The 20,162-nt window shown below is 69.9% G+C and carries 21 protein-coding genes and 2 pseudogenes; 16 read left to right on the top strand and 7 right to left on the bottom strand.

Annotation, left to right across the window (positions count from 1 at the left end; genetic code table 11):
* From rpmD to RUMESO_RS01105, 16 genes and pseudogenes are all read left to right on the top strand, one after another.
* The gene (gene rpmD / locus RUMESO_RS01180; protein ID WP_037277359.1) at positions 1-189 is read left to right on the top strand and encodes a 50S ribosomal protein L30; all 189 of its coding nucleotides are present in this window, start codon (positions 1-3) and stop codon (positions 187-189) included.
* A 90-nt stretch (positions 190-279) separates the two neighbouring features.
* Positions 280-771: a 50S ribosomal protein L15 gene (gene rplO / locus RUMESO_RS01175; RefSeq protein ID WP_037277358.1), complete on the top strand. Its 492-nt coding sequence runs from the start codon at positions 280-282 to the stop codon at positions 769-771.
* A gap of 105 nt (positions 772-876) precedes the next feature.
* The gene (secY, locus tag RUMESO_RS01170; protein WP_082483289.1) at positions 877-2,244 is read left to right on the top strand and encodes a preprotein translocase subunit SecY; all 1,368 of its coding nucleotides are present in this window, start codon (positions 877-879) and stop codon (positions 2,242-2,244) included.
* A 32-nt stretch (positions 2,245-2,276) separates the two neighbouring features.
* On the top strand, positions 2,277-2,960 hold the full coding sequence (locus RUMESO_RS01165) for an adenylate kinase (RefSeq protein WP_037277353.1): 684 nt from the start codon (positions 2,277-2,279) through the stop codon (positions 2,958-2,960).
* 204 nt (positions 2,961-3,164) lie between these two features.
* Positions 3,165-3,533: a 30S ribosomal protein S13 gene (rpsM, locus tag RUMESO_RS01160; RefSeq protein WP_037277352.1), complete on the top strand. Its 369-nt coding sequence runs from the start codon at positions 3,165-3,167 to the stop codon at positions 3,531-3,533.
* A gap of 12 nt (positions 3,534-3,545) precedes the next feature.
* A complete protein-coding gene (rpsK, locus tag RUMESO_RS01155) occupies positions 3,546-3,938 on the top strand; it encodes a 30S ribosomal protein S11 (RefSeq protein WP_037277351.1) in 393 nt (130 codons plus the stop codon).
* A gap of 122 nt (positions 3,939-4,060) precedes the next feature.
* Entirely contained in the window at positions 4,061-5,077 is a 1,017-nt protein-coding gene (locus tag RUMESO_RS01150) for a DNA-directed RNA polymerase subunit alpha (RefSeq protein WP_037277349.1), read from the top strand.
* A gap of 137 nt (positions 5,078-5,214) precedes the next feature.
* Entirely contained in the window at positions 5,215-5,640 is a 426-nt protein-coding gene (gene rplQ, locus RUMESO_RS01145; protein WP_037277348.1) for a 50S ribosomal protein L17, read from the top strand.
* Positions 5,641-5,744: 104 nt separating this feature from the next.
* Complete coding sequence (locus RUMESO_RS01140; protein WP_037277347.1) at positions 5,745-7,064, top strand: replication-associated recombination protein A; 1,320 nt, start codon at positions 5,745-5,747, stop codon at positions 7,062-7,064.
* A gap of 81 nt (positions 7,065-7,145) precedes the next feature.
* A complete protein-coding gene (locus RUMESO_RS01135) occupies positions 7,146-7,505 on the top strand; it encodes a fluoride efflux transporter FluC (protein ID WP_037277345.1) in 360 nt (119 codons plus the stop codon).
* Positions 7,502-8,533, top strand: a complete 1,032-nt coding sequence (locus tag RUMESO_RS01130) for an RluA family pseudouridine synthase (protein ID WP_037277344.1) — start codon at positions 7,502-7,504, stop codon at positions 8,531-8,533. Before RUMESO_RS01135 ends, RUMESO_RS01130 begins: the two co-directional genes overlap by 4 nt.
* Positions 8,530-9,255, top strand: coding sequence for an ATP12 family chaperone protein (locus tag RUMESO_RS01125; RefSeq protein WP_037277343.1), 726 nt, complete (start codon positions 8,530-8,532; stop codon positions 9,253-9,255). Before RUMESO_RS01130 ends, RUMESO_RS01125 begins: the two co-directional genes overlap by 4 nt.
* 195 nt (positions 9,256-9,450) lie before the next feature.
* Positions 9,451-10,474, top strand: a pseudogene (locus RUMESO_RS01120) (amino acid ABC transporter substrate-binding protein).
* A 70-nt stretch (positions 10,475-10,544) separates the two neighbouring features.
* On the top strand, positions 10,545-11,771 hold the full coding sequence (locus RUMESO_RS01115) for an amino acid ABC transporter permease (RefSeq protein ID WP_037277342.1): 1,227 nt from the start codon (positions 10,545-10,547) through the stop codon (positions 11,769-11,771).
* Entirely contained in the window at positions 11,771-13,087 is a 1,317-nt protein-coding gene (locus tag RUMESO_RS01110) for an amino acid ABC transporter permease (protein ID WP_037277341.1), read from the top strand. The genes RUMESO_RS01115 and RUMESO_RS01110 overlap by 1 nt, the downstream gene beginning before the upstream one ends.
* Positions 13,088-13,096: 9 nt before the next feature.
* Positions 13,097-13,873, top strand: coding sequence for an amino acid ABC transporter ATP-binding protein (locus tag RUMESO_RS01105; protein ID WP_037277339.1), 777 nt, complete (start codon positions 13,097-13,099; stop codon positions 13,871-13,873).
* A gap of 240 nt (positions 13,874-14,113) precedes the next feature.
* On the opposite strand, the gene nfi is transcribed toward RUMESO_RS01105, so the two are convergent.
* From nfi to yidC, 7 genes and pseudogenes are all read right to left on the bottom strand, one after another.
* A complete protein-coding gene (gene nfi / locus RUMESO_RS01100) occupies positions 14,114-14,824 on the bottom strand; it encodes a deoxyribonuclease V (protein WP_051520888.1) in 711 nt (236 codons plus the stop codon).
* A gap of 5 nt (positions 14,825-14,829) precedes the next feature.
* Positions 14,830-15,330, bottom strand: a complete 501-nt coding sequence (locus RUMESO_RS01095; RefSeq protein ID WP_037277337.1) for a SixA phosphatase family protein — start codon at positions 15,328-15,330, stop codon at positions 14,830-14,832.
* Entirely contained in the window at positions 15,327-15,974 is a 648-nt protein-coding gene (locus RUMESO_RS01090; protein ID WP_037277334.1) for a hypothetical protein, read from the bottom strand. The genes RUMESO_RS01095 and RUMESO_RS01090 overlap by 4 nt, the downstream gene beginning before the upstream one ends.
* Positions 15,971-16,870: an acetylglutamate kinase gene (gene argB / locus RUMESO_RS01085; RefSeq protein ID WP_037277332.1), complete on the bottom strand. Its 900-nt coding sequence runs from the start codon at positions 16,868-16,870 to the stop codon at positions 15,971-15,973. The genes RUMESO_RS01090 and argB overlap by 4 nt, the downstream gene beginning before the upstream one ends.
* An 8-nt stretch (positions 16,871-16,878) precedes the next feature.
* A pseudogene (gene yihA / locus RUMESO_RS01080) lies at positions 16,879-17,531 on the bottom strand (ribosome biogenesis GTP-binding protein YihA/YsxC).
* A complete protein-coding gene (locus RUMESO_RS01075) occupies positions 17,528-18,283 on the bottom strand; it encodes an MOSC domain-containing protein (protein ID WP_037277330.1) in 756 nt (251 codons plus the stop codon). The pseudogene yihA and the gene RUMESO_RS01075 overlap by 4 nt, the downstream one beginning before the upstream one ends.
* Positions 18,280-20,160 carry a membrane protein insertase YidC gene (gene yidC / locus RUMESO_RS01070; RefSeq protein ID WP_037277328.1) on the bottom strand — a complete coding sequence of 627 codons (1,881 nt, stop codon included), beginning with the start codon at positions 20,158-20,160 and terminating at the stop codon, positions 18,280-18,282. Before yidC ends, RUMESO_RS01075 begins: the two co-directional genes overlap by 4 nt.
* Positions 20,161-20,162: the final 2 nt, after the last annotated feature.

The raw sequence follows: 20,162 nt of genomic DNA, 5'->3' as shown, positions 1-20,162 counted from the left end.
ATGGCGAAGACCATCGTCGTCAAGCAGATCGCCTCGCCGTCCCGCCGTCCCGACGTGCAGCGCCAGACCCTCGTCGGTCTTGGCCTCAACAAGGTCGGCAAGACCCGCGAGCTCGAGGACACGCCCTCGGTCCGTGGCATGGTCCGCGCGATCCCGCACCTCGTCACCATCGTCGAGGAGCGGGGCTGAGAACCCCCAGGGTGCCCTCGGGGGCGCCCTGTTTCCCGTGTGCGCCCCGCCCGTCGCTCGGCGGAGCGTCTTCCGGAAAGGAGAAGCGACATGAAACTGCATGAGCTCCGCGACAACGACGGCGCGGCGAAGAAGAAGAAGCGCGTGGGCCGTGGTCCCGGCTCGGGCGTCGGCAAGACCGCCGGGCGCGGCATCAAGGGCCAGAAGTCCCGTTCGGGCGTGGCCCTGGGGGGCTACGAAGGCGGGCAGATGCCGCTCTACATGCGGCTGCCCAAGCGCGGCTTCAACAAGCCGAACCGCAAGGAATACGCGGTCGTCAACCTGGGCCTGATCCAGAAGTTCATCGACGAGGGCAAGATCGACGCCGCCCAGCCGATCACCGAGGCGGTGCTCGTCTCGTCCGGCGTGCTGCGCCGGTCGCGCGACGGCATCCGCGTGCTGGCCAAGGGCGCGATCACGTCCAAGGTCACGATCGAGGTGACCGGCGCCTCCTCCGGCGCGGTGGCGGCGGTCGAGGCGGCTGGCGGCTCGCTCAAGGTCGCGCAGGCGGCCGAGGCGGCTCCGGCGGACACCGCCGCGTGAGAAAGGGCCTCGGCCCCCTCGCACCCCGCGTCCATTCCGGATAAGTTCCCCTTCGCGCCGCCGCCGGTTCCCCGGTCGGCGGCGCGGTCTTGACGGAGAAAGCTAGTGGCAAGCGCAGCGGAACAGATGGCCTCGAACATGAGCTGGGCGGCCTTCGGCAAGGCCACCGAGCTCAAGCAACGCATCCTCTTCACCCTCGGCCTGCTGGTGATCTACCGGGTCGGGACCTACATCCCGGTCCCCGGCATCGATGGCGCGGCGCTCCAGGACTTCATGGACAACGCGGCCGCCGGCATCGGCGGGATGCTCGCGATGTTCACCGGGGGCGCGCTGTCGCGCATGGGCATCTTCGCCCTCGGCATCATGCCCTACATCTCGGCCTCGATCATCGTCCAGCTCGTCGCCTCGATGTACGAGCCCTGGAAGAACCTCAAGAACGAGGGGCAGCAGGGCCGCAAGAAGCTGAACCAGTACACCCGCTACGGCACCGTGCTGCTGGCAGGGTTCCAGGCCTACGGTCTGGCCGTGAGCCTCGAGGCCGGGAACCTCGCCCACAGCCCGGGCTGGGAGTTCGTCGCCGCCTGCATCGTCACGCTGGTCGGCGGCACGATGTTCCTGATGTGGATCGGCGAGCAGATCACCGCGCGCGGGATCGGCAACGGCGTCTCGCTCATCATCTTCGTGGGCATCATCGCCAACATGCCGGGCGCCATCGCCCGCTTCCTGGAGCAGGGGCGGACGGGTGCGATCAGCCCGCTGGTGATCCTGGTCGTGGCGCTGATGGTCGTCGCGGTGCTGGGCTTCATCGTCTTCATGGAGCGGTCGCTCCGCAAGATCCACATCCAGTATCCGCGCCGGCAGGTCGGGATGAAGGTCTACGACGGCGGCTCGTCGCACCTGCCGATCAAGGTGAACCCCTCGGGCGTGATCCCGGCCGTCTTCGCCTCGGCGCTGCTGCTGCTGCCGACGACGATCGCGACCTTCTCGCATTCGACCTCGGGGCCGATCATGTCCACCTTCCTGGCCTATTTCGGGCCGGGGCAGCCGCTCTACCTGCTGTTCTTCGTCGCGATGATCGTGTTCTTCACCTACTTCTACACCCACGAGGTCGCCTTCAAGACCGAGGACGTGTCGGAGAACCTGAAGAACCAGAACGGCTTCATCCCCGGCATCCGGCCCGGCAAGAAGACGGCGGACTACCTGACCTACGTGGTGAACCGCGTGCTGGTGCTCGGCTCGGCCTATCTCGCGCTCGTGTGCCTGCTGCCCGAGATCCTCAGGTCCCAGCTTGCGGTGCCGTTCTACTTCGGCGGCACATCCGTGCTCATCATCGTGTCGGTGGGGATGGACACGATCCAGCAAATCCAGTCCCATCTGCTGGCGCATCAGTACGAAGGGCTGATCGAGCGGTCGCAACTGCGCGGACGCTCGAAGGCCCGGACGCCGCGCACCGGCGGGCCGGCCCGCCGCTGAGACAGTCGCGAAGAGGGGAGGGCCTGTCGCCCATGAACATCGTCCTGTTGGGACCGCCGGGCGCCGGCAAGGGAACGCAGGCGCGCCTGCTGGTGGAGCGGCGCGGCATGGTGCAGCTCTCGACCGGCGACATGCTGCGCGCGGCGCGGAAGTCGGGGACCGAGATGGGCCGCCGCGTGGCCGAGGTCATGGACAAGGGCCACCTCGTCACCGACGAGATCGTGATCGGGCTGATCCGCGAGCGGCTCCTGCAGGGCGACCTGGGTGGCGGAGTCATCTTCGACGGCTTCCCCCGGACGCTGGCCCAGGCCGACGCCCTCATGGAGATGCTGAAGGCGGAAGGATTGCGGCTCGACCATGTGGTCGAGATGCGGGTCCAGGACGACGAGGCGCTGGTGCTCCGGGTCTCGGGTCGGTCGACCTGCGCCACCTGCGGCGAAGTGTACCACGACGTGACGAAGCCCGTGCCGGCCGATGGCCATTGCGTGAAGTGCGGTGGGACCACCTTCACGCGCCGGGGGGACGACAACCCCGAGAGCATGAGGACCCGGCTCTTCGCCTACTACAAGGAGACGGCGCCGCTGGTGGGCTACTACCACGCGCTGCGTCTCCTGCGGACGGTCGGCGGCATGGGCGAGATCGAGGAGGTCGCCTCCGAGATCGAGGCCATCCTGGCCCGTCCATCGGCCCACGCCCGGATTCCGCAGGAGGCCTGATCCGCCGCGGAGCGGAGGGGGTTGACGCTGCCGGTGCATCCCCCTAAGACGCCCCATCCCAGCCGGGGAATCGCCGGCCGTGGGCTGCGCGCCATTGGCTCGCTGTCCCGGCCTGACCACCTCTGAGGAGCGGTGCCGAGCCGGCGCCGCAGGTTGTGAAAAAAGGCTCCGGCACCACGGAGCCGCAACGAAAGGACCACGCACGTGGCACGTATCGCCGGGGTCAACATCCCGACCAAGAAGAGGGTTCCGATCGCCCTCACCTACATCCATGGCATCGGCCCCACCTCGGCCAAGGACATCTGCGCCGCCGTCGGCATCGACGAGAGCCGCCGCGTGGACAGCCTGACCGACGCCGAGATCCTCGCCATCCGCGAGAAGATCGACGAGAACTACGTGGTCGAGGGCGACCTGCGCCGCGAGACCACCATGAACATCAAGCGGCTGATGGACCTCGGCTGCTACCGTGGCCTGCGCCACCGCCGCAACCTTCCGGTCCGCGGCCAGCGCACCCACACCAACGCGCGCACCCGCAAGGGTCCCGCCAAGCCGATCGCCGGCAAGAAGAAGTAAGGGGTAGAACAGATGGCTCGTGATACCCGCCGCGGCGGCAAGAAGAAGGTCTCGAAGAACATCGCGGCGGGCGTGGCCCACGTGAACTCTTCGTTCAACAACACCAAGATCCTCATCTCGGACGTGCAGGGCAACGCGATCGCGTGGTCCTCGGCCGGGACCATGGGGTTCAAGGGGTCGCGCAAGTCCACGCCCTACGCCGCCCAGATGGCCGCCGAGGACGCGGGCCGCAAGGCGCAGGAGCATGGCGTCAAGACCCTCGAGGTCGAGGTGCAGGGCCCGGGCTCGGGCCGCGAGTCGGCGCTTCGGGCCCTCGCGGCGGTGGGCTTCTCCATCACCTCGATCCGCGACGTGACGCCCATCGCGCACAACGGCTGCCGCCCGCCGAAGCGCCGCCGCGTTTGACGCCGCACATCATCCTTGGGCGGGGCTGCGCTGCGCGCGGCCCCGCTTCGCCGTTTTTCACAGTCAACCTCGGGAGTGGAGCCTTGTTGGACATGAAGGGCACCGCGAGAATGGAGGGACGCATGATCCACAAGAACTGGTCCGAGCTCATCAAGCCGCAGCAGCTTGAGGTCCGGCCCGGCAACGATCCGCAGCGCCAGGCGACCCTCGTCGCCGAGCCGCTGGAGCGGGGCTTCGGCCTCACGCTCGGCAACGCGCTGCGCCGTGTGCTGCTGAGCTCACTGCAAGGCGGGGCGATCACCTCGGTCCAGATCGACAACGTCCTGCACGAGTTCTCCTCGGTCGCGGGCGTGCGCGAGGATGTGACCGACATCGTGCTGAACCTCAAGGGCGTGGCGCTCAAGATGGACGTGGACGGGCCCAAGCGGCTGACCGTCCAGGCCAAGGGCCCGGGCGCGGTGACGGCGGGCGACATCTCGGAATCGGCCGGCATCGAGGTCCTGAACAAGGACCACGTGATCTGCCACCTCGACGAGGGCGCGTCGCTCTACATGGAGCTGACCGTCAACACCGGGAAGGGCTACGTCTCGGCCGACAAGAACAAGCCCGAGGATGCGCCCATCGGCCTGATCCCGATCGACGCCATCTACTCGCCGGTCAAGAAGGTCAGCTACGACGTCCAGCCCACCCGCGAGGGACAGGTGCTCGACTACGACAAGCTGACCATGAAGATCGAGACGGACGGCTCGCTGACGCCGGACGACGCCGTGGCCTACGCCGCGCGCATCCTGCAGGACCAGCTCTCCATCTTCCTCAACTTCGAGGAGCCCGAGTCGGCGACGGCCTCGGCGCTGGAGGCGGGGCTGGAGTTCAACCCGCTCCTCCTCAAGAAGGTGGACGAGCTGGAGCTGTCGGTCCGTTCGGCCAACTGCCTCAAGAACGACAACATCGTCTACATCGGCGACCTCATCCAGAAGACCGAGGCCGAGATGCTGCGGACGCCCAACTTCGGGCGGAAGTCGCTCAACGAGATCAAGGAAGTGCTGTCCGGCATGGGTCTGCACCTCGGCATGGAAGTCGAGGACTGGCCGCCGGACAACATCGAGGACCTGGCCAAGAAGTTCGAGGACCAGTTCTGACATTTCGGGCCGGGCAACGCCGGGTCCGAGGGCAAGGGGCGGCGGCCAACTCCGTCGCCCTTGGGCATCCCGCCCCAACAAGGTGAGCGGCGAGACGTGAGCGCCGCCGGACAAAGCATAGCAAACGGAGAACCATCATGAACCACGGCAGTGGCTATCGCCGCCTCAACCGCACCCACGAGCACCGCAAGGCCCTCTGGGCCAACATGGCCGGCTCGCTGATCGAGCACGAGCAGATCAAGACGACGCTCCCCAAGGCCAAGGAGCTGAAGCGGATCATCGACAAGCTCATCACCCTCGGCAAGCGCGGCGACCTGCACGCGCGTCGTCAGGCGGCGGCGCAGCTCAAGCAGGACATCCACGTCCAGAAGCTCTTCGCGACGCTCGGGCCCCGCTACCAGGAGCGCCAGGGCGGCTACTGCCGCGTGCTGAAGGCGGGCTTCCGCTACGGCGACATGGCGCCCATGGCGATCATCGAGCTCGTGGACCGCGACCGCGACGCGAAGGGCGCCGCCGACCGCGCCTACCTCGCCGCCCAGGAGGAGCTGGCCGACGCCGAGTGAGCCCGGCCGAGGTCCGACGGATCGAGGCCCCGTCCCGCGTGGACGGGGCCTTTTTCATGTGCCCGGGCCTGTTGCGGCCGTGGCCGAGCGGATAGGTTCCGGGCATGGCTGACCTCTTCGACCTCCAACCGCAGGACGACGGCCCAACGCCGGGCACCCCCCGGCCGCTCGCCGACCGGCTGCGGCCGCGCCGGCTCTCCGAGGTCATCGGGCAGGACCATCTGCTCGGGCCGGACGGGCCCATCGGGGCGATGCTGGCCTCGGGCGCGCTGTCCTCCATGATCCTCTGGGGGCCGCCGGGGGTAGGCAAGACGACCATCGCGCGGCTTCTCGCGGACGAGACGAAGCTGCACTTCGAGCAGATCAGCGCGATCTTCACGGGGGTGCAGGATCTTCGGAAGGTCTTCGAGGCGGCCAAGCTGCGCCGACGGCAGGGGCGGGGGACGCTGCTGTTCGTCGACGAGATCCACCGCTTCAACAAGGCGCAGCAGGACGGTTTCCTCCCGCACATGGAGGACGGGACCATCGTCCTCGTGGGGGCGACGACCGAGAACCCGAGCTTCGAGCTGAACGCGGCCGTCCTGTCCCGCGCGCAGGTGCTGACGCTGCACCGGCTCACGCTGGCCGATCTGGAGATGCTGGCGCAGCGGGCGGAGAAGGAGCTGGGACGGCGGCTGCCGCTCGACGGGCCCGCGCGCGAGGCGCTGCTGGAGATGGCGGACGGCGACGGGCGGGCGCTCTTGAACCTCATCGAGCAGGTCGTGTCGTGGAACCTGAAGGCGCCGCTGGATGCCAAGGGGCTGGGTGCGAGGCTGCGGCGGCGGGCGGCCAACTACGACAAGAGCGGGGACGGGCACTACAACCTGATCTCGGCGCTGCACAAGTCGGTGCGGGGCTCGGACCCGGACGCGGCGCTCTACTGGTTCGCACGGATGCTGGAGGGGGGCGAGGACCCGCGCTTCCTGGCGCGCCGCATCACCCGGATGGCGGTGGAGGACATCGGCCTCGCCGACCCGCAGGCGCATCGTGTCTCCCTTGATGCCTGGGAGACCTACGAGCGTCTCGGCAGCCCCGAGGGGGAGCTCGCGCTGGCGCAGGCGGTGATCTACCTCGCGCTCGCGCCCAAGTCGAACGCGGGCTACGCGGCCTACAAGGCGGCGCGGGAGGCGGCGCGCAGGACGGGGTCGCTCGCGCCGCCCATGCACATCCTGAACGCGCCGACGCGGCTGATGAAGGAGCAGGGGTTCGGCACGGGCTACCAGTACGACCACGACGCCGAGGACGCCTTCTCGGGGCAGGAGTATTTCCCGGAGGGGATGAAACGGGGCGTCTACTACGTGCCGGTGGACCGGGGCTTCGAGCGGGACCTGAGGAAGCGGGTGGACTTCTTCGCGGGGCTCCGGGCCAAGCGGCAGAAGGGGTAGGGGCGCCGAAATCGCCTTCCCGGGCGGTTCGGCGGGCGCTGGCCCGTTGACACCGGCGGCGCGCACCCCAAGAAGCCCCGCATGACCTATGTCCTTCCCCTCGTAGCCCTGGGCGGCGCACTGGGCGCCTCGCTGCGCTACCTGGCCAGCCTGCTCTGGCCCGCCCCTTGGGGCGTCATGGCCATCAACGTCTTCGGCTCCTTCGCCATCGGCACCCTGGCCGTGCCGCTGCTGCTGTCGGAGAGGGGGCCGCATCCGCTGGCGCCTCTGATCATCACGGGCGTGCTGGGCGGGTTCACCACCTTCTCGGCCTTCTCGCTCGACACGCTGGGGCTGATCTCGGCCGGGCGGGTCGGGACGGCGATGCTCTACGTGGGCGGTTCGGTCGGGCTGTCGCTCCTCGCCTGCGGGCTGGGGCTCTGGATCGGGAGGCTCGCATGAGCGGCGTGCGGATGCTGACGGTTGGCGCGGACGAGGGGGACCAGCGGCTCGACCGCTGGCTGAGGAAGCAGTTCCCGAACCTCACCCAGGGGGCCATCGAGAAGATGTGCCGCAAGGGCGAGCTGCGGGTGGACGGCGGGCGCGTGACCTCGGCGACGCGGGTGGCCGAGGGGCAGACCGTGCGTGTCCCGCCGCTCCCCGACGTCCAGCAGCCCGCACCGCCGCCCTCGCGCCTCGCGCGCTCGGACGAGGCGATGATCCAGGCGGCGGTGATGTGGAAGGACGAGCACATCATCGTGCTCAACAAGCCCCCGGGGCTCGCCTCGCAGGGCGGCTCGGGGCAGGGGGACCGGCACGTGGACGGCCTGACCCCGGCGCTCATGTTCGGCTACAAGGAACGGCCGAAGCTCGTGCACCGGCTGGACCAGGACACGTCGGGGGTGCTGCTGCTGGCGCGCACCGACCGCGTGGCGCGGGGGCTCTCCGAGGCGCTGCGGCACCGCAACGTCCGCAAGATCTACTGGGCGGCGGTGGCCGGGGTGCCCACGCCCCGCGCCGGGACGATCCGCTTCGGCCTCGTCAAGGAAGGCGGGCGCGGGAACGAGAAGATGCGCGCCGTCCATCCGCGCGAGGTCGAGGCGACGCCGGGTGCCAAACGCGCGGTCACCGAGTTCGCCACCATCGAGAACGCCGGCGGGCGGCTGTCCTGGGTCGCCATGCAACTGGTGACGGGCCGGACGCACCAGCTTCGCGCCCACATGGCCGAGATCGGGCACCCGATCCTGGGCGACGGGAAGTATGGCGGCAGCGCGCAGGAAAATCTCGGTGATGGCTGGGGCGCCGGGGTTGGCGGCGACCTGTCGCGGAAGCTGCATCTCCACGCCCGGACCCTGATCGTCGAGCACCCGATCACCAAGGCCATGCTGACCCTGACCGCGCCGCTGCCCCCCCACATGAAGGCCACCTGGGACTACCTGGGCTGGAACGAGAAGGACGCGCCGCTCGACCCCTTCGAGAACCGCGAATGAGCGGCTGGACCCCCAAGCGGTTCTGGACCGAGGTCGCCGTCGTGCCCGAAGGCGAGGACTTCGCCGTGACGCTCGACGGGCGGCCGGTGCGGACGCCGCTCAAGGCGCAACTGAGGGTGCCGACGCGACCCTTCGCCGAGGAGGTGGCGCAGGAATGGGCCGGGCAGGGCGAGGTGCTGGACCCCAACACCATGCCGGCCACGCGGCTCGCCAACGCCGCCATCGACAAAGTGCGCGCCCAGCGGGACGAGGTGGTGGAGATGCTGGCCTCCTACGGGGCCTCGGACCTGCTCTGCTACCGCGCCGAGGGGCCGGACAAGCTGATCGCGCGCCAGCAGGCGGGCTGGGACCCGCTCCTCGCCTGGAGTGCCGAGGCGCTGGGGGCGGACCTCGCCGTGGGGTGCGGGGTGATGCCGGTCGCGCAGGCGCCGGGGGACCTCGAGCGCCTGAGGGAGCCGCTGGAGGCGATGGACGCCTTCGAGCTCGCGGCCTTCCACGACCTCGTGACGCTGTCGGGGTCGCTGGTGCTGGGGCTCGCGGTGGCGCTCGGGCGGCTCTCGGCCGAGGAGGCCTGGCGGCTGTCGCGCCTCGACGAGGACTTCCAGATCGAGGAATGGGGCGAGGACGAGGAGGCGGCCGAGGCGGCGGCGCGGCGCCGGGCGGCCCTCCTCGACGCGGCGCGATTCCACGCGCAACTGACCCCGCGCCGCCCACGGCCCTGACGGAAGCGGCGCGGCGGGCGCTTCCGTGGCGCCGAGATGGGCCGTTTCGTCAGGGAACGCTTGACCCGAAGGGGAATCAGCCGACAGTTGGGGGAGTTGAGGAAACAACCTCACCTCCGTCCCGGTGCGCCGGGGCGCGTGGCTGACAGGAACGCGCCGGAACGACGCGGCGCGGCACAACGGGAAGGGAGACCCATGAAGAAGATCATGTCCTTGGGGGCGCTGGCGGTGCTTGGCCTCGCCGGGGCCGCGCAGGGCGGCGACGCTCGACGACGTCAGGTCGCGCGGCACGCTGAACTGCGGCGTCAACCCGGGCCTCACGGGGTTTGCCGCGCCCGACGCGAGCGGCCGCTGGGAAGGCTTCGACGTGGACCTCTGCCGCGCCGTCGCCGCCACCATCTTCGGCGACCCGGAGAAGGTGACCTTCACCCCGCTCTCGGGCGAGACCCGCTTCACCGCGCTCGCCGCCGGCGAGGTCGACATGCTGGCCCGGAACTCGACCTGGACCTTCTCGCGCGATACCGACCTCAAGCTCGATTTCGTCGCGGTCAACTACTACGACGGCCAGGGCTTCCTCGTGCCCAAGGCGCTGGGCGTGGCCTCGGCCAAGGACCTCGACGGCGCCACGGTCTGCATCCAGACCGGCACCACCACCGAGCTGAACCTCGCGGACTTCTTCCGCGTCAACAACATCACCTACGAGCCCGTCCCGATCCAGAACGACGCCGAGGGACGGCAGCAGTACCTCGCGGGGGCCTGCGACACCTACACGACCGACGCCTCGGGCCTCGCGGCGGCGCGCTCGACCTTCGAGACGCCGGACGACCACATCATCCTGCCCGAGATCATCTCCAAGGAGCCGCTGGGCCCGGCCGTGCGCCATGGCGACAACCAGTGGGCCGACCTCGTCCGCTGGACCTTCTACGCCCTCGTCGCCGCCGAGGAACTGGGCATCACCCAGGCCAACGTCGAGGAGATGGCGGCGGCGGCGGGCGACAACCCGGAGATCAACCGTCTCCTCGGCACCGAGGACGAGCTCGGGCCCATGATGGGTGCCGACATCAGCCCGCAATGGGCTGTGAACGTCATCAAGGCCGTCGGCAACTACGGCGAGGTCTTCGACCGCCACCTGGGGCCGAACACGCCCCTCGGCATCGAGCGCGGGCTCAACGCCCAGTGGACCCAGGGCGGCCTGATGTACGCCCCGCCGTTCCGGTGATCGCAGAGGGGGCGTCCCGCAAGGGGCGCCCTCGTCGCATCCGAGGGGACCAGGGAAGGGGACGCCGCGCATGACCATCGCACAGGCCGGACCGCCGCGACAGGCCTTCAGGCTCAGCCAGCTTCTCTACGACACGCGCTACCGCAGCCTGACGATCCAGGTGATCGCCCTGTTCCTGCTGGCGGCGCTGATCGCCTACCTGATCCGCAACCTGGTCGTGAACCTGCACGACCTCGGCAAGGACTTCGACTTCGGCTTCCTGAACCGGCGGGCGGGCTACGACATCGCCCAGACGCTGATTCCCTACACCAACAACGACACCCACCTCCGCGCGGCGATGGTGGGGATCGTCAACACGCTGCTCGTGGCGGGGCTGGGGATCGTCACGGCCACGATCGTCGGCATCCTCGCCGGCGTGCTGCGGCTGTCGAAGAACTGGCTCGTCGGGCGGCTCATGACCGTCTACGTCGAGACCTTCCGGAACGTCCCTCTGCTCCTCTGGATCATCCTGGTCTATGCCGTCCTGAGCGAATCCACCCCGGCGCCCGCCGCCTTCCGCGGCGACGAGCCGGAGGCGTCCAAGCTGTTCGGCCTGGTCGCCTTCACCAACCGGGGCACCTACTTCCCGAGCCTCGTCTGGGGCGAGGGGGCGGGGACGCTGGCGATCATGCTCCTCCTGTCGATCCTGGCCGCGCTCCTCTGGCAGGGCTATGCGCGCCGGAGGCAGGCGGCGACGGGGCAGCCCCTGCCGTCGCTCTGGGTCATGGTCGCGATCCTGGTGCTGCCGGTGACGGTGGCCTTCGTCCTGCTGGGCGCGCCGGTGTCCGTCGAGGTGCCGACGGTGCGCCCGACGGGGATCGCGCGGTTCCAGGGCGGGATCAACGTCCTCAACTCGCTGGTGGCGCTCTGGGTGGCGCTGACGCTCTACACCGGCGCCTTCATCGCCGAGATCGTGCGGGCGGGCATCCTCGCCGTGTCCAAGGGGCAGACCGAGGCGGCCTTCGCGCTGGGGCTGCGGCCGGGGCGGACGACGCGGCTCGTGATCCTGCCCCAGGCGCTGCGGGTGATCGTGCCGCCGCTGATCTCGCAATACCTCAACCTCATCAAGAACTCCTCGCTCGCCGTGGCGGTGGGCTACCCGGACGTGAAGGCGACGCTGGGCGGCGTGACCATGAACCAGACCGGGCGCGAGCTGGAGAGCATCCTGCTCCTCGCGCTGTTCTACCTCGTGGTGAGCCTCGTCATCTCCCTGGTGCTCAACATCTACAACCGCCGCATCTCGCTGAAGGAGCGCTGATGTCCGAGCTCCACGCCCAGACGGTCGCGCAGGTCCGCGACACGATGCTGCCCCCGGTGCCGCCGCCCCGGCGCGAGACCGGCGCGATCCGCTGGCTGCGCCAGAACCTATTCTCGGGGCCGCTCAACATCATCCTCACGGTGCTGGCGATCTGGCTCCTGTGGGTGGCGCTGCGCGACGTCGTCCCCTGGGCCTGGAGGGGCGTCTGGCGCGCGAGCAGCCTGAACGAGTGCCGGGCGATCCGCGACCAGCTCTATCCGGAGGGGACCTCGGCGGCCTGCTGGGCGGTGCTCACGGACCGCTGGCGGCAGCTCGTCTTCGGCTTCTATCCGGCCTCGCAGATCTGGCGGCCGCCGCTGGCGCTGGTGGTGTTCCTGCTGGCGGTGTCGCCGATCCTGTTCGCGCGGCTCCCGCGCCGCCTGCTATGGCTCACCCCGGCGGCGCCGTTCCTCATCTTCTGGCTCCTCTGGGGCGGGACGATCTGGGGGCCGGTCGCGGCGGCGCTGGGCTTCGCGCTGGGCGTGGCCGCCTTCCTGGCGCTGTCCCGCGCGCGGTACCCGATCCTCGCGCTGCTGGCCGGGATCCTCCTGCCGGTCCTCTACTGGAGCTTCGTGGCAGGGCCCCTCGCGCGGGCGCTGGCCGGGGTCGCGCCGCTCGCGCTGCCGGCGGTCGCCTCCAAGGACTTCGGGGGCTTCACGCTGTCGATCATCATCGGCCTCTCGGGCATCAGCCTGTCGCTGCCGCTGGGCGTCCTCCTCGCCCTCGGGCGGCGATCGGACATGCTCATCATCTCCAAGGCCTCGGTGTTCTACATCGAGGTCATCCGGGGCGTGCCGCTGATCGTCTGGCTCTTCGTGGCGCAGCTCATCCTCAACTACTTCCTGCCCAGGGGCACCAACTTCGACCTGATGCTGCGCGTCATCATCATGGTGACGCTCTTCGCCGCCGCCTACATCGCCGAGGTGATCCGCGGCGGCCTCGCCGCGCTGCCCCGGGGGCAGTACGAGGCCGGGGACGCGCTGGGGCTGACCTACTGGCAGGCGATGCAACTCATCGTGCTGCCGCAGGCGCTCAAGATCTCGATCCCGGGGATCGTCAACAGCTTCATCGGCCTCTTCAAGGACACGACGCTGGTCTCGATCATCGCCATGTTCGACCCGATCCGCATGGCCTCCTCGATCCGCGCGACGACCGCCTGGGGTGGCATCTACTGGGAGCTCTACGTCTTCATCGGGCTCACCTTCTGGGTCTTCTGCTTTTCCATGTCCCGCTACTCGATCTGGCTCGAACGCCGGCTCGAACGTGGCCACCGCTAGGAGCCTTCCATGACCGACGCCGCTCTCGCCGCCCCGCCGCCCGTCACGGAGGAGGTGGCGGTGCAGATCACCAAGATGAACAAGTGGTACGGGTCCTTCCACGTCCTGCGGGACATCGACCTGACCGTCTACCGGGGCGAGCGGATCGTGATCTGCGGGCCGTCCGGGTCGGGCAAGTCCACCCTGATCCGCTGCATCAACCGCCTGGAGGAGCACCAGCAGGGCCAGATCGTCGTGGACGGGACGGAGCTGACCTCGAACCTGCGCAACGTCGACAAGGTCCGGTCCGAGGTCGGGATGGTGTTCCAGCACTTCAACCTCTTCCCGCACCTGACCGTGCTGGAGAACTGCACGCTGGCGCCGATCTGGGTCCGCAAGGTGCCCAAGCGCGAGGCCGAGGAGACGGCCATGCACTTCCTCAAGAAGGTTCGCATCCCCGAGCAGGCCGCCAAGTATCCCGGCCAGCTCTCGGGCGGGCAGCAGCAGCGGGTGGCCATCGCCCGCGCGCTCTGCATGAGGCCGAAGATCATGCTCTTCGACGAGCCGACCTCGGCGCTCGACCCCGAGATGATCAAGGAGGTGCTCGACACCATGATCGAGCTCGCGCGCGAGGGGATGACCATGCTCTGCGTGACGCACGAGATGGGCTTCGCGCAGGCGGTGGCGAACCGGGTCATCTTCATGGACCAGGGTCAGATCGTGGAGCAGAACACGCCCCGCGAGTTCTTCAACAACCCGCAGTCGGAGCGGACCAAGCTGTTCCTGAGCCAGATCCTGGGGCACTGAGGGAGGCGCCGGCCGCGCGGAGTGCCCTCGCGGGATTTCCCTCGGCTCTTAACCGTATCTTAACCCCTCTGTGCCAAGGTGACCCTGTCCCTGGGTCGCCGCCCGGCGGGGTAGGGGAAGTTGCGCCTGCATCCTGGGCCATGACTAACACGTTCATCGTAGGGCGGGCTTCAGCCCGCCACGCGCCGCCGACGATACGCTGACCGATGGCCGGAATCCCATGGCGGGCTGAAGCCCGCCCTACGGGCGGTCCGGGTCGGTTGAGCGGCCAAAGAGGTCCGGCCCCGGCTCGAACGCCCCCGCCGCGTTGTGGGCGAGGCGGATCGGCTGCGGCAGCCGATACTTGGGCGAACACGCCATCACGATGTCGATGGCGCTCGCGAGGTCGATGAGGTGGCCGGGCGAGACGAAGACTGGGCTGGTGCTCGCGCGGGTGCGGAGGGCGGCGCCCACGACCTCGTCCTTGTCGAGGAGCGGGGCCCAGGCGCCCTTCTCGGGCGGGACCTCGTCATGGCGCCCCGTGAGGCGCGTCTTGGAGCAGCCGATGGTGGGGCGCCCGAGCCAGAGGCCCATGTGGCAGGCGATGCCGATGCGGCGGGGATGGGCGTAGCCGCTGCCATCGAAGACGAAGACGTCGGGCTCGACAGTCAGCTTGCCGAACGCCTCCTCCAGCACCGGCCCCTCGCGGAAGGACAGGAGGCCCGGGACGTAGGGAAAGGGCGTGGGGCGGACCGCCCGCGCGACCTCAATGGTCTCGAAGCCGGGGAAGGTGGCGACGACGACCGCCGCCTGCGAGACGTTCTCCTTCACGCTCACGTCCACGCCGGCCACGAGCCGCACCCCGGCGAGGTCGAGCGGCCGGTCGGTCACGACCTCGGCGCGCAGCTCCTGCTGGAGGGCGACGGCCTCCTTGGGCGTCAGGTCCCAGCGGTGGCGGCGGTGGAGGTCCATGCGCGTCAGCCCAGGTCGGCGGGCGTCGCGAAGGCCAGGACCTTGCCGCGTCCCTCGCCGATGGCGAACCACGAGTCGGCCTCGAAGCGGAGGGCGGCCACGGCGCAGGTCGGAAAATCGGCCCAGCGGAGATGCACCGGCGCCTCGCGGGCGAGGTTGGCGGCGAGCGCGGCGATGCCGGGGTTGTGGCCCACGAGGGCCACGCGCTCCGCCTCGGCCTGTTCGAGCGCCCGCAGCATCGTCTCGGGCGTCGCGTGATAGAGCTCGGCCAGATAGGCCAGGCGGGGCGGCTCGGACCATTCGGGGAGCATGAGGTCCAGCGTCTCGCGCGTCCGCACGGCGTCCGAGCAGAGAACCTCGCCGGGGACGAGGCCCTGCCCGGCGATCCACCGACCTATCAGCGGGGCGTCGTGGCGGCCGCGCTTGGCCAAGGGGCGCTCGTGGTCGGCCTGGGCGGGGCTGCCGGGCTCGCTCTTGGCGTGGCGGATGAGGAGGGTCAGGGTCATGCCGGGTGGAACGCCTTCATGTGGAAGGCGGATTGCGCCGGGTCCCGCCGCCCCGCCCCCACCGGGCAGGCGCGCCGGACCAGGCAGCCGCCCTGGAGGCAGTCGCGCCCCCCGGGGCTATCTAGCACGGCATGGCAGGCAGCCACGTCGTAGGCCTCGGCGGTGAGCGCGTTCGCCGGGCAGGCGCTCAGGCAGGGCTTCGGGCAGTCGTCGCAAGGGCGCGTGGAGTGGGCGGACGGCGCCTCCTCCTCCAGCAGCACGCCGCCCCGATAGGAGATCCAGAGCCCCGCCGTGTCGTGGACGAGGAGCCCCACGGGCGAGGGCCAGGCACGGCCCGAGCGGCGGGCCCAGCCGGTGAAGGGGCGCCAGGGCGGACCGCCGAAGGGGAACACGGCCTTGGTGCCGAGCGCGCAGGCGACGCGGCCGATGACCCGGCGCGACCAGCGGTCGAGCGGATCGGGGGCGCCGTCCGACATCTCCGGCGAGGCCGAGAAGATCGGCCAGAACCCGGGCTCGTCGGGGGCGAGGAGGGCGACGCAGCGGAATCGCTCCGGCACGCCGTCCTCGGGGCGAAGCGGGGCCACGCCCGCGACGAGGAGGCCCTCGCGGGCGGCACCCTCCTCGAGGTCGGGGAGGAGGCTCATCGCCGCCTGCGCTGGGCCTCGGACTCGGGTCCCCGGATGATCGAGCCCGCCCCATGGTCGGTGAAGAGCTCGATCAGCGAGGCGTTGGGCAGGCGGCCGTCGAGGATCACCACGGCGCGGACCCCGGCCTCGATGGCGGAGAGCGCGGTCTCGGTCTTGGGGATCATGCCGCCCTTGACCACGCCGGTCGCGATCATCTCGCGCAGGCGGTCGGCGGAAAGGTTGGTCACGACCTCGCCGCTCTCGTCCTTCACGCCCGCCACGTCGGTGAGGAGCAGCAGGCGGTCGGCCTGGAGCGCCCCCGCGATGGCGCCGGCGGCGGTGTCGCCGTTGACGTTGAAGGTCTCGTTCTCGGCCATGCCGGTGGCGACGGGGGCCACGACCGGGATGATCCCGGCGTTGTAGAGGTCGCGCAGCACCTGCACGTTCATCTCCACCGGGCGGCCGACGAAGCCCAGCTCGGGGTCGTCGGCCACGCAGACCATGAGGTCGTCGTCCTTGCCCGAGAGGCCCACCGCGCGCCCGCCCGCGTCGTTGATCGCCTGCACGATCCGCTTGTTGACGAGGCCGGAGAGGATCATCTCCACCACCTCGACGGTGGCCTTGTCGGTCACGCGCTTGCCGCGGACGAAGGTCGACTCGATGCCGAGCTTGTCGAGCATGGCGTTGATCATCGGCCCGCCGCCGTGGACCACGACCGGGTGGATGCCGACCTGCCGCAGCAGCACCATGTCGCGGGCGAACTGGGCCATGGCCTCGTCGTCGCCCATGGCATTGCCGCCGAACTTCACGACGACGACGGCGCCGGAGTAGCGCTGGAGGTAGGGCAGGGCCTCGGAGAGGGTGCGGGCCGTGGCGATCCAGTCGCGCTTGGCTGGCCTGACGTGCGTGTCCATGGAGTCCCTCAACTGATGCCGGCGATGATGGCGCGGAGCGTGGCGATGCCCTCGCCCGTCTCGGACGAGGTCATGACCAGCTCCGGATAGGCGGCGGGGTGCTTCTGGAGGGCGCCGCGCACCTGCTCCAGCACCTTGCCGCGGTCGCGCGGACCGATCTTGTCGGCCTTGGTCAGCACCGCCTGGAAGGTCACGGCGGACTTGTCGAGGAGGCTCAGGATCTCGTCGTCGACGGCCTTGATGCCGTGCCGCGCGTCGATCAGCACGAAGGCGCGGCGGAGCGTCTGGCGGCCCTGGAGGTAGGACTTGAGGAGCGCCTGCCACTTGGCGACCACCGCCACGGGCGCCTCGGCGAAGCCGTAGCCGGGGAGGTCCACGAGGTAGTGGCTCTCGCCCAGGGTGAAGTAGTTGACCTCCTGCGTGCGCCCCGGCGTGTTGGACGCGCGCGCCAGTGCCTTGCGCCCCGTCAGCGCGTTGATGAGGCTCGACTTGCCGACGTTGGAGCGGCCGGCGAAGCAGACCTCGGCCCGGTCGGCGGGGGCAGGCCGGACATCGCGACCACGCCCTTGAGGAAGTCGACCTGTCCCGCGAAGAGAAGGCGGCCGCGTTCCAGGGACGCCTCGTCAGGGACAGGGGCCTCGGGGAAGGTGAGCTTGGTCACAGGACCTCCACCCGGTCGGCCGGCCGGATCTCGCCGCCTTGGATCACCTCGGCATAGACGCCGAAGATCTGGCCGTCGCGCGACTCGCGCAGGGCGCGCAGCGTGTCCACGTCGATCTCGCCCGTGTCAGGGTTGGCAGAGGTCGCCTTGCAGCGGCCGATCCTCTCGCGGACCTTCAGGAGCGCTTCACCGATCCGAAGCTCCTTGCCGACCCAGCCCTCCTCCTCCCAGGGCGCGAGCCCGTCGAGCCAGAGGTTGCCACGCCAGCGGTGGATGGAGAGGTCCGCGCCCAGCTGCCGGCCCAGGTCGGCGAGGGAGGCTAGGTTCAGCACGGAGACCGAGGGCCAGTCGCTGTCGGTCATGGCGCGGCCCGGCGCGCGGACCACGCGCGCGGGGGCGAAGCGCGCATCGCTGGGGCTGATCGGGGCCACCCAGTCCAGGAACGGCGCGGTGTCGCCCTCAGGGTCGAAGCTGACCTCGCCCAGGTCGGGGTGGGCCAGCGTCATCAGCCCCGCCTCCTCGTCCCAGCGGGCGACGATCACCATCACGGCCGGCGTGCGCGCCCCGCGCTGGAAGTTGCCGCAGGGCGCCCAGGCCGGGAACTCCGGGTCGAAATGCGAGGCCTGGTGGGCCACCGCCCAGGTCCGGTCCCAGGGCAGCGCCTCGCCCGGGACGAGCCGGACCGAGGCCAGCTCCTCGCGCCCATGCCCCTTGATCGGGTGGCGCAGGATGTGGGCGAGCGTGGCGGTCATTTCCCGGCCGGGGTGCTCCGCCGCAGGCTCGAGCGGATGTTGCCGAAGATGTCGGGCTTGGTCCCGTGGCTCCGCATGATGAGGTACTGCTGGGTGAACGTGATGAGGTTGTTCGCGATCCAGTAGAGCACGAGGCCGGAGGCGAAGCTGCCCAGCATGAACATGAACACCCAGGGCATCCAGGCGAAGATCATCTTCTGCGAGGGGTCCGTGGGGGCGGGGTTCAGCTTCTGCTGGAGCCACATCGAGATGCCGAGCAGGATCGGCAGGAGGCCCAGGGAGAAGATGTAGAAGATCGAGCCCGGCTCGGGCGTGGCGTAGGGCAGGAGGCCGAAGAGGTTCAGGATCGAGGACGGGTCGGGCGCCGAGAGGTCGCGGACCCAGCCCACGAAGGGCGCGTGGTAGAGCTCGATGGTGACGAAGATCACCTTGTAGAGCGAGAAGAAGATCGGGATCTGGATCAGCACCGGCAGGCAGCCCGAGGCCGGGTTCACCTTGTTGTCCCGGTAGAGCTTCATCATGCCCTGCTGGAGCGCCATGCGGTCGTCGCCGGCCTTCTCCTTGAGCTTCTCCATCTCGGGCTGGAGCTCGCGCATCCGGGCCATGGAGCTGAAGGACTTCCAGGCCAGCGGCAGCACCAGCGCCTTGATGACGAGGGTGAGCCCGATGATGGCGAAGCCCATGTTGCCGACGACCTTGTGCAGGTTGTGCAGCAGCCAGAACATCGGCTTGGTGAAGAACCAGAACATGCCCCAGTCGATGGAATCGATGAAGCGGTCCACGCCGGCGTTGTTCTGGTAGGCGCGGATGGTCTCCCACTCCTTGGCGCCGGCGAACACGCGGGTCTCGACCGTCACCTCCTGGCCGGGCGCGACGGTCCGGGGGGCCTCGCGGGCGAAGGTCTGGAACACGTCCCCGCCGGGCAGGTAGCGGGCGACCGAGCGGAACGGGGTTCCGGCCTGGGGGATGAGCGTGGTCATCCAGTACTTGTCGGTGAACCCGATCCAGCCGCGATCCGCGACCTCGATCGCCTCCTGGTGCGAGCCGTCGGTGGCCTCGTCGAGGTCGGGGAGGTTCTTGTAGGTGATCTCCTGGAGCTCGCCGTCCGACATCCGCACGACGCCCTCGTGCAGGATGTAGTTCGACCGCGTCTGCTCGCGCCCGTCACGGGCGATGAAGGCATAGGGCGAGAGCGTCGCAGGGGCCGCGCCGGAGTTGGCGACGGTGTCCTGCACGGTGAACATGTACTTGTCGTCCACGCTGATCCGCCGCGTGAAGACGAGGCCCCGGCCGTTGTCCCAGGTGAGCGTGACGGGCGAGTCGGTGGTCAGCGTGGCGACGAGGTCGGCTGCCTGGGCGGCGGTGTCGGCCGCCTCGTCCCCGGACGCGGCCTCGGGGGCCGGCGGCGGCGCGCCTTCGGCGAGGGTCCAGACGGTGTCGGGGCCGGGCACGTCCTCGGGCGCGAGGTCCCCGTCGGCGGACCAGCCGTTGACGACGTAGTAGGGATAGGGCGAGCCCTCGGGCGTCAGCAGCTTCACGAGATCGTCGCCGTCGAGGGTGACGCGGTAGCCTTTGAGGGCGAGGTCGTCGAGGCGCGCGCCATGCAGCGAGAGCGAGCCGGTCAGCGAGGGCGTGTCGATGGCCACGCGAGGCGCGTCGGCGGCGGCCGGGGCGCTCTCCTCGGCCACGTCGGCGGCGACGGCGCCCGCCTCGTTCGCGTCGGGCGCGGCGACGGCCTCGGGCACCTCCTGCGACGTCACGGTCGCCGGGTCGGGCGAGGGAGCCTGCTCCTTGGGCGGGAAGAGGAAGAACCACACCAGGATCACGACGAAGCTCAGCGCCGTCGCCAGGAGGAGGTTCTTGTTCTGGTCGTCCATGG

It is taken from the genome of Rubellimicrobium mesophilum DSM 19309 (assembly GCF_000600335.2).
Taxonomy (GTDB): Bacteria; Pseudomonadota; Alphaproteobacteria; order Rhodobacterales; family Rhodobacteraceae; genus Rubellimicrobium; species Rubellimicrobium mesophilum.
This window is presented reverse-complemented; position numbering and strand designations above follow the sequence as displayed.

Bases quoted from the DNA above. Each gene is read 5' to 3' on its own strand.
- rpmD (WP_037277359.1), top strand. From the start codon at position 1: ATGGCGAAGACCATCGTCGTCAAGCAGATCGCCTCGCCGTCCCGCCGT.
- rplO (WP_037277358.1), top strand. From the start codon at position 280: ATGAAACTGCATGAGCTCCGCGACAACGACGGCGCGGCGAAGAAGAAG.
- RUMESO_RS01165 (WP_037277353.1), top strand. From the start codon at position 2,277: ATGAACATCGTCCTGTTGGGACCGCCGGGCGCCGGCAAGGGAACGCAG.
- rpsK (WP_037277351.1), top strand. From the start codon at position 3,546: ATGGCTCGTGATACCCGCCGCGGCGGCAAGAAGAAGGTCTCGAAGAAC.
- RUMESO_RS01150 (WP_037277349.1), top strand. From the start codon at position 4,061: ATGATCCACAAGAACTGGTCCGAGCTCATCAAGCCGCAGCAGCTTGAG.
- rplQ (WP_037277348.1), top strand. From the start codon at position 5,215: ATGAACCACGGCAGTGGCTATCGCCGCCTCAACCGCACCCACGAGCAC.
- RUMESO_RS01140 (WP_037277347.1), top strand. From the start codon at position 5,745: ATGGCTGACCTCTTCGACCTCCAACCGCAGGACGACGGCCCAACGCCG.
- RUMESO_RS01135 (WP_037277345.1), top strand. From the start codon at position 7,146: ATGACCTATGTCCTTCCCCTCGTAGCCCTGGGCGGCGCACTGGGCGCC.
- RUMESO_RS01130 (WP_037277344.1), top strand. From the start codon at position 7,502: ATGAGCGGCGTGCGGATGCTGACGGTTGGCGCGGACGAGGGGGACCAG.
- RUMESO_RS01125 (WP_037277343.1), top strand. From the start codon at position 8,530: ATGAGCGGCTGGACCCCCAAGCGGTTCTGGACCGAGGTCGCCGTCGTG.
- RUMESO_RS01115 (WP_037277342.1), top strand. From the start codon at position 10,545: ATGACCATCGCACAGGCCGGACCGCCGCGACAGGCCTTCAGGCTCAGC.
- RUMESO_RS01110 (WP_037277341.1), top strand. From the start codon at position 11,771: ATGTCCGAGCTCCACGCCCAGACGGTCGCGCAGGTCCGCGACACGATG.
- RUMESO_RS01105 (WP_037277339.1), top strand. From the start codon at position 13,097: ATGACCGACGCCGCTCTCGCCGCCCCGCCGCCCGTCACGGAGGAGGTG.
- nfi (WP_051520888.1), bottom strand. From the start codon at position 14,824: ATGGACCTCCACCGCCGCCACCGCTGGGACCTGACGCCCAAGGAGGCC.
- RUMESO_RS01095 (WP_037277337.1), bottom strand. From the start codon at position 15,330: ATGACCCTGACCCTCCTCATCCGCCACGCCAAGAGCGAGCCCGGCAGC.
- RUMESO_RS01090 (WP_037277334.1), bottom strand. From the start codon at position 15,974: ATGAGCCTCCTCCCCGACCTCGAGGAGGGTGCCGCCCGCGAGGGCCTC.
- argB (WP_037277332.1), bottom strand. From the start codon at position 16,870: ATGGACACGCACGTCAGGCCAGCCAAGCGCGACTGGATCGCCACGGCC.
- RUMESO_RS01075 (WP_037277330.1), bottom strand. From the start codon at position 18,283: ATGACCGCCACGCTCGCCCACATCCTGCGCCACCCGATCAAGGGGCAT.
- yidC (WP_037277328.1), bottom strand. From the start codon at position 20,160: ATGGACGACCAGAACAAGAACCTCCTCCTGGCGACGGCGCTGAGCTTC.